At 61.1% G+C, this 13,838-nt stretch carries 11 protein-coding genes; 2 read left to right on the top strand and 9 right to left on the bottom strand.

Annotation, left to right across the window (positions count from 1 at the left end):
- Nucleotides 1–37: 37 nt before the first annotated feature.
- The 3 genes from GCT13_RS34650 to GCT13_RS34640 all read right to left on the bottom strand — a co-directional run bounded on the left by GCT13_RS34650 (nucleotide 38) and on the right by GCT13_RS34640 (nucleotide 3,699).
- A complete protein-coding gene (locus GCT13_RS34650) occupies nucleotides 38–955 on the bottom strand; it encodes a DUF2950 domain-containing protein (protein ID WP_152766101.1) in 918 nt (305 codons plus the stop codon).
- A 12-nt stretch (nucleotides 956–967) separates the two neighbouring features.
- Complete coding sequence (locus GCT13_RS34645) at nucleotides 968–2,416, bottom strand: DUF3300 domain-containing protein (RefSeq protein WP_152766099.1); 1,449 nt, start codon at nucleotides 2,414–2,416, stop codon at nucleotides 968–970.
- 230 nt (nucleotides 2,417–2,646) lie between these two features.
- Entirely contained in the window at nucleotides 2,647–3,699 is a 1,053-nt protein-coding gene (locus tag GCT13_RS34640) for a hypothetical protein (protein ID WP_152766097.1), read from the bottom strand.
- A 500-nt stretch (nucleotides 3,700–4,199) separates the two neighbouring features.
- On the opposite strand from GCT13_RS34640, the gene GCT13_RS34635 reads away from it, so the two are divergent.
- Nucleotides 4,200–6,644, top strand: coding sequence for a mechanosensitive ion channel family protein (locus GCT13_RS34635; protein ID WP_227747162.1), 2,445 nt, complete (start codon nucleotides 4,200–4,202; stop codon nucleotides 6,642–6,644).
- Nucleotides 6,645–6,772: 128 nt separating this feature from the next.
- On the opposite strand, the gene GCT13_RS34630 is transcribed toward GCT13_RS34635, so the two are convergent.
- From GCT13_RS34630 to GCT13_RS34605, 6 genes are all read right to left on the bottom strand, one after another.
- Nucleotides 6,773–8,143 (bottom strand): MFS transporter, encoded by a 1,371-nt coding sequence (locus tag GCT13_RS34630; protein WP_152766095.1) that lies wholly within the window; start codon nucleotides 8,141–8,143, stop codon nucleotides 6,773–6,775.
- A gap of 214 nt (nucleotides 8,144–8,357) precedes the next feature.
- Complete coding sequence (locus GCT13_RS34625; RefSeq protein WP_152766093.1) at nucleotides 8,358–9,596, bottom strand: Zn-dependent hydrolase; 1,239 nt, start codon at nucleotides 9,594–9,596, stop codon at nucleotides 8,358–8,360.
- A 72-nt stretch (nucleotides 9,597–9,668) separates the two neighbouring features.
- Nucleotides 9,669–10,418 (bottom strand): amino acid ABC transporter ATP-binding protein, encoded by a 750-nt coding sequence (locus GCT13_RS34620; protein WP_152766091.1) that lies wholly within the window; start codon nucleotides 10,416–10,418, stop codon nucleotides 9,669–9,671.
- Nucleotides 10,419–10,420: 2 nt separating this feature from the next.
- Nucleotides 10,421–11,113: an amino acid ABC transporter permease gene (locus GCT13_RS34615; RefSeq protein WP_152766089.1), complete on the bottom strand. Its 693-nt coding sequence runs from the start codon at nucleotides 11,111–11,113 to the stop codon at nucleotides 10,421–10,423.
- 2 nt (nucleotides 11,114–11,115) lie between these two features.
- Nucleotides 11,116–11,811 carry an amino acid ABC transporter permease gene (locus tag GCT13_RS34610; protein ID WP_152766087.1) on the bottom strand — a complete coding sequence of 232 codons (696 nt, stop codon included), beginning with the start codon at nucleotides 11,809–11,811 and terminating at the stop codon, nucleotides 11,116–11,118.
- Between the two features lie 49 nt (nucleotides 11,812–11,860).
- Nucleotides 11,861–12,706, bottom strand: a complete 846-nt coding sequence (locus tag GCT13_RS34605; protein WP_152766085.1) for an ABC transporter substrate-binding protein — start codon at nucleotides 12,704–12,706, stop codon at nucleotides 11,861–11,863.
- A 779-nt stretch (nucleotides 12,707–13,485) separates the two neighbouring features.
- Between GCT13_RS34605 and GCT13_RS34600 the strand changes: the two genes are divergently transcribed.
- Nucleotides 13,486–13,838 (top strand): MFS transporter (locus GCT13_RS34600; protein WP_152766083.1); only part of this gene is annotated, 353 nt, incomplete at its 3' end.

Below are 13,838 nucleotides of genomic sequence, written 5' to 3'. Positions count from 1 at the left end.
TCTGTTTGCCCGTGAATGTCGGCACCGGGGCGGGATGTCAGGGCTGCACCTTCGACCAGCCGGGTCCGGGATCGAACGACGACATGGCCTTCGCCCTCGCCGCACCATCCGGGCCGAGATCGCTTTCATAGACCTGCCCGGCGTGACTGACCATGAAGCTCTTGATCCCCGTCTCTCCGTACCGGACGGGCCATGCAATGACGGCAAAGCCGCCGAACAGCTTGCCATGCGCGACATAGTCGTATGCGCCGCCCGGCGCATGCGGGCCTTGCGACGTCAGCAGCCTGTAGTGATAGCCGTGATATCCGGCGTCCTCGGTGTTACGCGCGCTCGCCTGAACGAAGGCCGGTCCGAGCGGGCTGGGCGGCGCGTCCGGCGGCGTCGGCCAGTACAGACCGTCGTGCTTGCCCGGTGAACTCGACATCTTCGACGCGTACGTCAGCAGGCCCACGCCGTCGTGGTCGGTGAGCGCGTACTCGCGCTGCGCGTCGTAGACCGCGAGCATCGTCTGGATGACGGCGAGCTCGTTTCGGCCGATGCGGCGCAAGCGCATTTCCTCCGCACCCGCGCGCATGTCGAAGTGCCATCCTTTGTCGCTTTTCACGAGCGGAATCGGGAAAGTCCAGCCGTCGTTGCCCACTGCAATGTGCGCATGGCCGTCGTCCGTCTGCTCGATCTGGTGCGAGTTACCCCATTCATCGAGGAAGCGGCCGCGTATTTCAGCGCCGACAGGCGGAATCAGATCGCGAAAGTTGCGTCCAAAAATGGCTTGCAGCGTGGCCTCCTCGTTGTTGCCGATGGCTTCGCCGAGCGCGTTCATCGCGGCATCGGGAGAACTAAAGTCCTTCTCCGCATGCGCCAAAGGCACGACGCCCAAATACAGCGCGCCCATCACAGCGACCGCCCGCAGCGCTTGCGCCAGCAAGCCCAGCCGAAATCGTGACGATGCTCTCATGCTCGCGTCTCCCTAGCGTCTTCCGCCACGTCCGCCGCCGCCCGCCCGCATGCCGCCACCGCCGCTCGGTCGATTGAAGCCCGAGCCCTGCATGCTGGAGCGTCCCCGGTCATAACTGCGCTGCGTCGCGCCGCCCGCGCCTACGCCCTGAAATGCGTTGTCGCGGCCGCCGCTGAAACCGCCGCCACCGCCGCTGCCCACGCGATCGCTCGCACGCGAGACGTCGCCGGTGCCCGCGCGGTTCGAGGCGCCGCCGAAATCGCCGCCGCCGGCCGATCTGTCCGCGACGCCTGCGCCGCCGCCCGCGCGATTGCCGGCATTCGACCTGTCCGCCACCGATGCGCGATTGCCCGCGTTGGACCTGTCCGCGGTCGCGGCACGGTTGCCTGCGTTGGCCCTGTCCGCCGTCCCGGCGCGGTTGCCTGCGCCCGCCCGGTCGGCTGTATTGGCGCGCCCGCCCGCGCCCGTGTCGCGGCCGCGGAAATCGTTGCGTCCTTCGGCGCCGCCGACGTTGCGCGCGTACTTGTCGCGGGTCGCGTTGTCACGGTAGGCCACGCCCTGGCGATGGCTCCCGTCGTGCTGCCAGCGTCCGCCGCCCTCGACCTTGGTCCGGTCGAAATTGCGGTCGATATTCGCGGCTTTGTTGACGTTGATATTGACGTCGCCGCCGCCCCAGTTGCAATTGCTGAAAATCGCGCCGGCGGCAGCGAGCCCGATCCCCCAGGCGAAACCCGTCATCAGTGCCCCGCCCGGATAGTAGGCCGGGGGCGGCGGCCAGTAGGTCGGCGGATAGGCCGGATAACTCCATGCGCCATACACGACGGTCGGGTTATAGGCCGGCACGTAGATCACCTGCGGATTCGCCGGCTCGATCTTCACGATCGTCTGCCCGCCGCCGGCGGGAGGCTGTTCGACGACCACGTTCTGCTGCTCGTTCGACTTGAGGTTGCCCGAGTCCTTCGCACGGGCGCGCAAGCGCTGAACGGCGGCGAACACGTCTTTTTGCTGCGCGAGAAAAGCGTCGCCGAGCTTCTGGGTCCAGTCGAGCTTGTCGTTCATCGGCTCGAGAATTTGCGGGAACGCGACCAGCGACTTCACACTGGCATCCCACGGCTCGTTTCCGACGGCCTTCACGGCGGCGTCTCCCTTGACGTTCGGATTGGCCTTCACCCAGCGCGCCGCATGCACGATTTCGAGCGGATACGTCGATGCCATCAGTACCTGCGCGAGCACGGAATCCGGATAGAGCGCAATCGGCGCGACGAGCGCTTCGAGTTCTTCAGGCTTGAATGACGCGGGCTGTGCCGATTCCGGTTGCGACTGCGATTCCGGTTGCGGTTGCGGTTGCGGTTGCGGTTGCGGTTGCGATTGGGCGCGCGCGGCGCCCGCTCCCAACGTCAGCGCGACAAAGAGAAACCACAAGCACGAGACTTTGGCTCGTCGCTGGTTCCACAGGGACATGGCCGCTCCTTCAGACGGTATGACAGGGGTCCCGACTAATCGGCCCTGTCTGGACTGATGGCAATTGCAAAATGGGTTTGCAGCGGATTGCGGCGTCGACTCAATTTGATGTTAGAACATTCGTCGCGTTATGGATGCAAATACTCAGCGTACTGACTCAACGAATAATGGTCGTGATTGTTGCGTTTGATAAAGCAGAACTTGCCGTCTAATGAACGGCGAATATCGGCCTAAAAGCTCACGGCGAAACCAAACGACACGCCATGTACATTGTGTCCAAAGACATAGCGGACCAGCGCGCGCGTGCGCGTGATCACGATCGGGTATTTGCTGCTGTCGAGCTCGAGCCCGACGCCGAGCGACGTGAGATCGTTAAAGCCGAGCACGCCGGCGCTGTCGCCGAAATAATGCGAGTAGGCCGCTTCGAGTACATAGCGAACCGGCCGATCGAGCGCGCGCCAGCCTGTCGGCGCGCGCCAGCGTGTCCATAGACTCAGTTGCTGCGCCATCGCCGAGCCCTGCACGGCCGTCGAAGAACCACCGAAGCTTCGCAGGTAGATGTCCGTCGCGCGCAGTTCGACGTCGATCTCGTGTTCCTCGCGGTAATGTTCGTAATCGAGCACCAGCGAGCCGCCGTAGCCATATGCGTCGAGCGATCCGCTGTTCAGAAACTGAAGGTTGCTGTCCGTGACGTGATTGACGATCGTCTGTCCGACCTTCAGGTCGCTCGCGACGCGCCCAATCGTGCCGTTCACGATCGGACGGAATACGAGTTCATCGGTAATATGGAAATCCCAGCCGACGCCGACCGTGGTGCTGAATGTGTTCCATCGTGTCGGCAGTGAGCGCTGCTCGGCGCCATCCGAGGCGACGAATGTCGGGTCGTATCGGCTGTATGCGAGCGTGCCCTCGAGATACAAAGGGAAGGACTTGCTGATCGTGAATCCTCCCCCGAACTGGGTCTGGCCGAAGCCGGGGTTGCCGCTGGAACCGCTGTTGATCGACAGGGAACTGGTCGTGACATCGGGAACCGTCGTGTAAGTCATGATCGCGAGCACGGCATCGGCGTGCTGCTTGACATTGCCTCCAATCACCGTGCGGTTCGAAAGTGGCGGCTCGGATGTCGCCTGTGCGTGTGACGGCAGAGGCAGCAGGAACGCGATCAGACCAGCGCATGCCCCGGCCAATGTATGCCGGGAGAATTTCCACTGACTAAAACAATCCAGAAGCCGTCGCCAGTGACGCGGCAGACTGCGAGCTGACTCGTCGTATCGACCACGCATGACGAACTCCTGTTGTTGCGGCCTTTATCGCACTCTTCACTTCCTGTCGGAGCCATGCACAACTCTATATTCGATTTAAGCGTAATTATGTGGAGACTTTGCGTCGAGTATCGAGCTTGTGTTTATGCGAAATCTGTTAAACGGAGTACTTGATTACTTCGAACGTCGTGCGTCATTCGATGGAGAACCTTACTCATCTCTCGTCCCCCATTTCATCGCAGTGTCGATGGAGATGGCATGGCGGCATCTAATGAGCTAATCTTTGCGCGGGACTTTGAAGGCATTATTTCTGGCGATCGAATCGCGCCATCGTCAGACTGACTACCGCTCTCAACTACCCGGCTCTCAACGAGGGGGACCTTTTGTAGGGATCTCCATGAACGCGTTCATGCGGCGCGAAGCCAGCCATGCTCTCGCCGCGGCCGACTAATCTCGCGCTTCCCTCTGCCGGCTCGCGCGCCCCGACGGCGCCGGCGGTGCGCCTTGTCGCAGGACGCGCGATGCGCTGCGCTCACGCGTGGCTGGTCGCAACAGGCATTGTCATGCTGTTGACGGGATCGATCGTCCCCGCTGTCGCCGGACCACTGCCCGCCGGCTTGCAAACTATTCTCAACACTGCGAAGGGAGCATCGACACAGCCGGCCTCGGCGGCACAGGCTGCATCCGCTCCTGCGCCCGCCAGCCAGGCGGAGATGACGCGCTCGCTAAACAACCTGATCGGCACGCTCGACAACGATACCCAACGCAAAGCGCTCGTCGAGCAGTTGAAGGGACTTCGGGAAGCCACGCAAGGTGTCGCGCCCGTGCCGCGCGCGCAGACCAATAGCGATCTGCTCGGCGCGATTGCGTCGGGCATCGCATCGGTGGAAACGAATCTGAACGGCGGCGGAACACCGCTTCATTTCTGGGCGGCCCGATTCAGCGGGGCAGCCAGTGATCTGCGAATGATTCTCGCAGGGTCAAGGGGCGAATCGTTCGGTGAGGTTCTGGTTGGCATGGCCTCGACGCTTGCGGGATGGGGCGCGTGTGCCGGCTTGCTGATCTATCTGCAGCGGCGCGTCCTCGCGCGCTATGGTCGAGACCTCGCGCTAGAGCCGAATCCGACGTCGATCGACCTGCTGATCTTTGCGTTGCGGCAGTCAGGACCGTGGATCGTCGCCTTCGTTGCGGTACTGGTGTTCGTGCGCGGAATGCCTGATGCGCTCGGCCGCACGCTAGGGCTCGTGATTGCTTATGCGATCGTCGCGGGTTCGATTTTTTCGGTGATATGCCTGATCGTTTTCTCGGTGTTCAACACGGCGCATCGGCGTGTCGCCGTGCATCGCCTGCTGGCGCGCAGCCTCTGGCCGCTCTTCGCGATAGGCGCGTGCGCCGCACTCGGCGACGCGGCAGCCAACCCCGACGTCACGCATCTTCTCGGCGCGAACTTCGCGGGGCTCATATCGAGCCTCGCAAACCTGGCTGCGGCCGTTCTGTGCGGATTCTTCGCGATTGCGTACCGGCGGCCCGTCACGCATCTGATCCGCAACCGTCCTTATTCGCGAAGGCGCGACCACAAGCTCGCCACTGAATCGCTCGATATCCTCGCATCGCTGTGGCACATCCCGATGCTGCTGATCGCAATAGCTTCCGTCGTCGCGATCATCGACGGGCGCGGCGAAGAAGGAAACGTGTTGAGGCCGTCGCTGCTCAGTGCGCTGCTGCTCGTCCTCACGCTGTTCGTGTCGGCGCTGCTGCTGCATCTGACGCGTCGACGGGAGACCCGCGCACGGCGCCGGGCACCTCATCTGATGCGGCTCTTGCGCTTTGCGAGCACGCTGCTCGTCCTCCTGATGTGGCTCGCGTACATTCGATTCGAAATGGAACTGTGGAGCGGACCGATTGCACGGCTGATCAAGCACAGCGCGATGACGCCCGGTTTCAGGCATGCGCTCATCGCAGTCGTTGCGACGGTCTTCGGCGCGTGGTTCATGTGGATTCTGATCGACACCGTGATTCTCGAAGCACTGGGCCCGAGCAGTTCACGCAACAAGGCACTCGATCCAGGCGTGCGTGCGCGCACGATGTTGCCGCTCGTGCGCAACGCAATCTTCGTAACGGTTGCAAGCCTTGCGGCCGTCATTGCCGCCGCCAGCCTGGGCATCAATCTGACGCCGTTGCTCGCGGGCGCAGGTGTGATCGGGCTTGCGGTCGGCTTCGGCGCAAAGTCGCTCGTCACTGACCTGATCACGGGACTCTTCATCATCATCGAGGAGACTATCTCGGTGGGCGACTGGATCGACGTCGACGGCGGCCACGCGGGTACTGTGATGGATCTGACGATCCGCACTGTACGGCTGCGCGACGGACAAGGCGCGGTTCATACCATCCCGTTTTCGCAGATCAAGATCGTGAAGAACCTGTCGCGCGACTTCGCCAATGCGATATTCGAAGTGCGGGTTCCCTTCTCCGCCGACATGGATGAAGTGACACGCATGATCGCGGAAGTGGGCGCCGATCTGATCGACGATTTTCGCTTTCGCAACGAAATACTCGGACCGGTCGAAGTGTGGGGACTCGACCGCTTCGACACCAACTGCATCGTCGTCAAAGGACAGATCAAGACGCGGCCTCTTCAGCAGTGGAGCGTGGCGCGTGCTTTCAACGCGCGGCTCAAGCTCAAGATGGACGCGGCCGGCATCGAGATTCCTCTGCCGCAAATGCAGCTACACACATCGCCGAACGAGCGCAACGTGTGGCCGCAGACTGACGATCTCGCCCATCGCGAGAACCGACAGGCAATGGATACGGGCAAGGCGGCCCGACGCAGTCACGACATCGCTGTGCCACAGGAGCTTCGCGTGCTGAAGGAGCCGACTCTCGCCGAGTCGCCTGTCGGCCAGACGGCTTCTACGTCGCAAGCCGGTTCCGCTGGCGACGATAGCGTCCATAAGCGGCGTGAATGACGGCTTGTGACCCGATCCGGAAATGCATCGAGCTTTGATTGCCAGATCACGCCTTGCTTGAGCCGCGTGTCCACGCGTGTCGCGGCGCGCGTCGTGACAAACGCGCGCCGGGTCAATGTGCCAATCGATCAGTGTGCCGGCCTTGCGTGTCCGTGGTCGTCCATCATGCGCCCTTCGTCATATTCGCGCGAGATGTCCTTGTTCGTGTAATCGCCCATTCGCCACGAGGCGGCGAGGCTGAACAGCGCACACACGAGGATATAGCCCGCGATTGCGTAGCCCGAGTGGTAGTACGCGAAAAGCGCAGTCGCAATCAGCGGCGCGGGACCGCCCGCAATGACGGAAGCCAGTTGATAACCAAGCGACGCCCCGCTATACCGCAGACGCCCCGTGAAGGACTCCGCGATCAACGCCGCCTGCGGACCGTACATCATCGAATGCGGCACCAGTGAGAGCACGATGGCCACGAAGATCCACACCGGGTCCTTCGTGTCGACCATGGCGAAATAGATGAAGCCGAATATGCCGGCTGCGGCCGCGCCGATCATATACATCCGCCGCCGCCCGATGAGATCCGACACGTGGCCAAAGAACGGAATGGTGAAGAACTCCAGAACCGACGCTACTAGAACAGCAGTGAGCAGCAGATCGCGCGTCGCGCCCAGCGTCCTGACGCCATAGGTGAAGACGAAGGCGGTGAAGATATAGAAAGGCGCCTGTTCGGCCATCCGTGCAAAAGCGGAAAGAAAAATATCTTTAGGCTGTCTGCGCAGCACTTCGAGCATCGGCGCTTTCTCGATCTTCTGCTCAGAGAGGAGCTTTGCGAAGATCGGCGTTTCGAGAATATTCAAGCGGATGTACAGGCCGATCGCGACCAGCACGATGCTGAGGAAGAACGGCACCCGCCAGCCCCACGTGAGGAACGCGTTGCCCGACATCTGGCTCATCGCCAGCACGGCGAGATTGGCGATAAACAAACCCGCCGGCACGCCGAATTGCGGCCACGAAGCGACGAAGCCGCGATGCGAGTTGGTGCGTGCCCACTCCATCGACATCAGGACCGAACCGCCCCATTCGCCGCCGACGCCGACGCCCTGAATAAAGCGCAGCACCGTCAGAATGACGGCGCCCCAGATGCCGATCGTCGCGTAGGTGGGGACGAATGCAACGGCAAATGTGGCGAGTCCCATCAGCAAGAGCGTGACGATCAGCGTTGCCTTGCGTCCGATGCGATCGCCGTAGTGACCGAAAATGGCCGCGCCGACCGGCCTTGCGAGAAAGCCGACGGCATAGATGAGAAATGCTTGTAGCGTACCGACGAGCGGGTCCGATTCCGGAAAATACAGCTTTGCGAAAACCAGGCCAGTGACGGTGCTATAGAGGAAGAAGTCGTACCATTCGATCGTTGTGCCGATCGTGCTGGCAATCACGGCGCGGCGCAACTGACGCCGGTAGTCTTCAGCAGTAAGGGGCACGGCCCCTGATTGCGTGGCAGCCATTTCGATCCCCTAAAAGAGGGCAACATCCAATATGGACATTGAGCCCATTGAGAGGTTCCTAAATGGATCACAACATGAGTGATTCCGATCTGCTCGAAATACCTTAATGGTTACTACCAGGCAACGTAATTCCGCTTCAAATCAGGCGTTTTTTCGGCGCGCAACGATACTTGAGTTTCAAAGCCGAACGATCGGATGAATCGGCAACCATTCTTCAGCTTTGCCGTGCCCACAAGTCCTGAAGAATAGCGACGGCCGCGTTCGCCGCGACCTGGCAGCCCAGCACGATATGTTCCTCGGCCGTATCTTCGATGAAGTCGTGACTGACTCCGCCGATGCTGGGAACGAATAGCATGCACGCCGGCAAATGATGCGCGAGCACCTGGGCATCGTGAGAAGCGCCGCTCGGCATGCGCTCCCATTGCCCCGGCGCTAGCGCCTCCGCGGCACTCGCGAGATGCTGCTGTAGCGCGCTATCCATGACGACAGGCTCTTCCGGCTGTTCGCATGCGATGATTTCAACCGTCACCTTGTGTGCCGTGTTGAATTCGCTAACGAGCGTCGCGAGCGCTGCCCCCATTGCATTGAGTCGCTGAGCGTTTGCATCGCGGAACTGCAAATACATTTCGGCCTGGCCCGGCACCACGCTGAACGAGCCGGGGTCGAGTTCGATACGCCCGACCGTCCATACAGTATCGGCGTCGGCGAGCGCGCCGAACACTTCGTCCATCCGCGAGATGAACGAAACGAGAGCCGCGCCGGCATCGCGGCGAATCGACATCGGCGTAGTACCCGCATGATTGCGCTGCCCCTTGAAGCGCAGCCTCAACTCGCGTATGCCGACGATGGTGGTCACGACGCCAATCGACTTGCCTGCGGCTTCAAGGCGGCCGCCCTGTTCGATGTGCGGCTCCATATAGGCTTTGTGCCGGCTCTTGTCGAGGCGCACACGCGGTGTCCCGTCGAGTCCGGCGTTCGCCAGTGCGTCGCGCAGCAGCAGCCCTTCCCTATCCCTCGCGTTGAGAATCGACTCGTCGACCGGCTCCCCGACAAAACTGCGGCTACCGAGAAAGGACGAGAACATGCCTTCTTCATCCATCCACGACGCGACATCGACGGCCAGATGACGGGTCGCATCGCTTTCAGCGAGTGCGCGAGCGATCTCGATGCCGTAGATCACGCCCAACGCGCCGTCGAGCCAGCCGCCCGTCGGTTGCGTGTCGGTATGGGAGCCGATCAGCAGCGCCGGTCCGCTCTTCGAAGAACGCCCGAATACCGTCCCCACACCATCGATGACGGCATCCAGGCCCGCATCCATCATCCGCTCGGCGAGCCAGCGGCGCGACTCCATATCGACGGGCGACAGCGCGAGACGCACGACTCCAGGCCCTGTTGCACCAAAACTGCGAAGCTGCTTGAGGTCGTTCAACAAACGGTCTGCGTTGATCTTCAACTTTGCAATTCCTCTTTCCCGCGCAATCGGTAAAGCTACATCGTAACCGCGCGTGCACCGTCTCTCTACACACTAGACAGTGACAGCGCTCGCCCACGGCGAGCGGATATCCGACAGGAAACGCTGCGCGCGCGGATGCTCGGGCCGCTGGAAAAAGCGGTCGGGCTCCGCGCGTTCGAGTACCTTGCCCTGGTCCATGAAGAGCACGCGGTCGGCCACCTCGCGCGCAAAACCCATTTCGTGCGTGACGCACATCATCGTCATGCCGTCGCGAGCGAGGTCTTTCATCACTAGCAGCACCTCGTTCACCATTTCGGGGTCAAGCGCCGATGTCGGTTCGTCGAATAGCATCACGGGCGGTTTCATCGCAAGCGCGCGAGCAATCGCGACGCGTTGCTGCTGTCCGCCCGATAGCTGACCCGGATACGTGTTCGCCTTGTGCGGCAAACCCACGCGTTCCAGCAGGCTCATTGCGAACTCGCGAGCATCCTTCTGCGACATGCGCTTCAGACGCATAGGCGCGAGCACGCAGTTCTGCAATACCGTCAGATGCGGGAAGAGGTTGAACTGCTGGAACACGAAGCCGATTCCCGAGCGCAGCACATTCACGTCAATTCCGCGCGCATGCACATCCTGGCCGTTCACGACGATACGGCCTTTCTGGATCGGTTCGAGCCGGTTCAGCGTGCGAATCAGCGTGGACTTGCCGGAGCCCGATGGCCCGCACACCACCACGACCTCGCCTTTCGCAACGCTCTCGCTAACGTCCACGAGTGCCTGATATTCGCCATACCACTTGTTGACGTTTTCGATCTCGATCATGTTCACACCTTTGCCGGCAAGCGTGACGCAAGCCGCCTTTCGAGCAGATACGCGCAACGGGTCAGCCCGAAGCACATCACGAAGTAGCTGAATGCGAGCAGCAGATAGATCTGTGCAGATTGCGTCAGCGCCTGAGTACTGATCTGTCCTGCCACGAAAGACACTTCCGGCAGACTGATGATGTAGCCGAGCGATGTCTCCTTGATGGTCGAGACCAGCTGGTTCACGAGCGACGGCAGCATGTTGCGCAACGCCTGCGGCAGGATCACGAACGCCATCGCGTGCATATACGACAGGCCAAGCGAGCGCGCACTTTCCATCTGCCCCTTCGGCAAAGCCTGAATACCCGCCCGCACGATTTCGGCGAGATACGCGCCGTCGAAAACGACCAGTGCCGTGAGCATCGTGCTGAACTGATTCGTACGATGGCCGGTGAGCGTCGGCAGCAGAAAGTACGCCCAGAAAATGACCATTAGCAGCGGCGTGCCGCGCACGCCATAGACGAGCGCGGTGGCGGGCCAGCGCAGCACGCGAAACGGGCTGATGCGGCACAATCCAAAGACGATGCCCACGGGCAGCGCCAGCACAAGACCTGCGGAAGCGAGCATCAGCGTGAGGACGAGTCCTCCGAGCGGCCCATTCGGATACTGGCCCACCAGGTAGTACATGCCGTAAGTCTGGAGTATGTCGATCATCGCTACATGCTCCGGACGGGATAGCGTTGCTGATACCACGCAGAGAACAGCGTGATGGCGATCGACACCGTCAGATACGCGGCCGTTGCCACGCCAAACGATTCGAAGCCCCGGAAGGTTGCGCTTTCCACCTGCTGCGCCTGGTACATCAATTCAGCCACGCCGATCACCATCGCGATGCTCGAGTTCTTCCACAGATTGAGCGTCTGGTTGACGAGTGGCGGAACCGTGACGCGCAACGATTGCGGCAACACCACGAGCCGCATCGCCTGCAGGAAGCCGAAACCGAGCGCGCGGCTCGCCTCGAGTTGCTCCTTCGGAATCGAGCGAATTCCGCTGCGAATGTCTTCGGCCATATAGGCGGACGTATAGAGAACCAGTGCGATCAATGCGCTAGCCGCCTCGTAATTCTTGTTATAGAGCCATGTCTTGATGACGAGCGGCAGCAGCTCCGGCGCGCCGAAGTACCAGAACAACATGTGCGCAAGCAACGGAACGTTTCTGATCGCTTCGACGTACGCCTGACCGAGCCCGCGAATGAACGCGATGGGAGCGAGGCGTGTCAACGCAACGACGATGCCGAGCGGAAGCGAGAATGCAAAGGCAAGCACAGACAGCTTGATCGACATCAGGAAGCCGCTGACGAGCCATTGGCCATATTGCCCCGAAAGCAGCGCCGACAGATTGAATGTAGGCATGAAGTATCTGGCCGCCCGTCGTCGGAGCGGGCGGCGGCCATAGTTGGAGTTAGTCGATCTTGTCGGTTGCGATCTTGAACGTGCGCGGCGGGAAGTTCATCTTCGTGCCGGGACCGAACCACTTGTTGAACTCTTGCTGCGCCTGGCCATCTCCTTCCATGCCGAGCAGCACCTTGTTCACCTGCTCGCGGAATGCCGGCTCATTCTTGCGGATACCCAGCGCGATGTGTTCCGTCGAGATGTTCTCCGTCACCAGTGCGTAGTCTTTCCCTGCCGGGCCGAGCTTCGCGAGGTTGCCGACCAGCGTCGTCTCGTCGTTCACATAGGCCACGCCCTTGCCCTGCTGGAGCGCGAGCAACGCCTGAGGGCTGGTGTCGAACGATACGACATCCGCGTTCTTGATCGTCTTCGCGATGTTGGTCTCCATCGTGGAGCCTTTGACCGTCAACACCTTCTTGCCATCGAGTTGAGCGAGGGTCGTAATGCCGCTGTCCTTCCTGACCATCGCCTTTTGGCCCGTGATGAAGGTCGATACCGAGAAGTCGATTTGCGCTTCGCGCTCCTTGTTGTGCGTGAGCGAAGCGGCGAGCAGATCGACGCGGCCCTGTTGCAGTTCAGGAATGCGCGCGGCCACGGCCAGCTGCTTGAGAACCGGCTTGACACCGATGCTCTTTGCCACGGCGTTGCACATGTCCACGTCATAGCCGACGATCTCGCGGCTCATCGGGTCTTTCATGAAGCTGAAAGGCTCGTCCGTGCCCAGCACACCGCATACGAGCTCGCCGCGCTGCTTGATGTCCGCAAGCTGATCGGCCTTCGCGGCGAGCGTCGTGATCGACAGCACCGACAATGCGGCAACTTGTGCAACGACGCGAAGTGTGTTGATGCGTTTCATGGAATCTCCTCTTTTTGGTGGTACAACTAATCAGTTTTCGTTTGACGTCGCGAGCCGAAGCATACGACATTCGCATCCCGCAGCCTGAGCGACTGCCGGTTTGAATGGCGTGAGGGGGTACTGCGGTGAACTGCGTACTTGCGAACCTTAGCGACGGCGGAATAGCCGCCGTGGTCAGCCGGACGCATGAAAAAAGAAAAGATCGGAACGGGCACTGGCCTTTGAAAAGAACAGACCCCCTGCTGACGTGCTGAGTGCTTCGAAAACGCGGGCCAATGTATTCATATCGGGCAATCTTGACTCTGCTTGTAGTGTTGCTTACCGCGCTTGTATTGTTCCGCTTGTGCGTCCCGCTTTCTTGTTCCCATCCACAACTATGTTACGGAGCCGATATGGGAATTTGTTTCTAAAGAAACTGCCGATTCTTTGAAAAAATAGACCGTGGTTTTCGATTCTAGCCGATCCGAAAATATTTATTTCAAGCTCAGGGTAATCCCTGACGGTCTCGACATCCCGTTCACAGGTGTCGTTTTCCGCCGTTTTCTGGACGCGTGAGCGAAGGCCTCGCTGCAAGCGCGACAGCACACTCTCCTTGACACATGAATTTGCCGGGTGTCGCGCTGGCTTGCATGGTCGTCCGCAGCTTTCGACACGGCTGCATGCCAACGCCCGCTCGCGCCATCGACATCCCACCAGGCCTCGCGCCCAATCAGCACCTCGTCCGGTCGGACACTTCTTCCGTCCGGCGGGTTTGCAGCGCCATTCCAGGAGTGCGTCAATTGAGACCTTCGCAAGAGAGCATCGCGGGAAGCTATTCGGCAGCCGTGCCCCTCACCCTCGACGACATCACGGTCGTCGACAACACCCTTCTCAGGCGTGCCGTCGGCGCAATGGCCCTCGGCAATGCGATGGAATGGTTCGACTTCGGTGTGTACAGCTATATCGCCGTCACGTTGGGCAAAGTGTTCTTCCCGTCGAGCAGCCCGTCCGCGCAGCTGATCGCGACCTTCGGCACATTTGCCGCCGCGTTCCTCGTGCGCCCGATCGGCGGCATGGTGTTCGGCCCGCTCGGCGACCGCATCGGCCGTCAGCGCGTGCTCGCGATGACGATGATCATGATGGCGCTCGGCAC

Origin of the sequence: Paraburkholderia franconis (assembly GCF_009362735.1) — a bacterium.
Taxonomy (GTDB): domain Bacteria; phylum Pseudomonadota; class Gammaproteobacteria; order Burkholderiales; family Burkholderiaceae; genus Paraburkholderia; species Paraburkholderia franconis.
The sequence above is the reverse complement of the archived record's forward strand: the minus strand, read 5'-3'. Positions and strand labels throughout refer to the sequence as shown.

Excerpts from the sequence above, each read along its gene's own strand:
- GCT13_RS34615 (WP_152766089.1), bottom strand. The coding sequence starts at position 11,113 with ATGATCGACATACTCCAGACTTACGGCATGTACTACCTGGTGGGCCAG.
- GCT13_RS34620 (WP_152766091.1), bottom strand. The coding sequence starts at position 10,418 with ATGATCGAGATCGAAAACGTCAACAAGTGGTATGGCGAATATCAGGCA.
- GCT13_RS34605 (WP_152766085.1), bottom strand. The coding sequence starts at position 12,706 with ATGAAACGCATCAACACACTTCGCGTCGTTGCACAAGTTGCCGCATTG.
- GCT13_RS34635 (WP_227747162.1), top strand. The coding sequence starts at position 4,200 with ATGCGCTGCGCTCACGCGTGGCTGGTCGCAACAGGCATTGTCATGCTG.
- GCT13_RS34630 (WP_152766095.1), bottom strand. The coding sequence starts at position 8,143 with ATGGCTGCCACGCAATCAGGGGCCGTGCCCCTTACTGCTGAAGACTAC.
- GCT13_RS34610 (WP_152766087.1), bottom strand. The coding sequence starts at position 11,811 with ATGCCTACATTCAATCTGTCGGCGCTGCTTTCGGGGCAATATGGCCAA.
- GCT13_RS34645 (WP_152766099.1), bottom strand. The coding sequence starts at position 2,416 with ATGTCCCTGTGGAACCAGCGACGAGCCAAAGTCTCGTGCTTGTGGTTT.
- GCT13_RS34640 (WP_152766097.1), bottom strand. The coding sequence starts at position 3,699 with ATGCGTGGTCGATACGACGAGTCAGCTCGCAGTCTGCCGCGTCACTGG.
- GCT13_RS34650 (WP_152766101.1), bottom strand. The coding sequence starts at position 955 with ATGAGAGCATCGTCACGATTTCGGCTGGGCTTGCTGGCGCAAGCGCTG.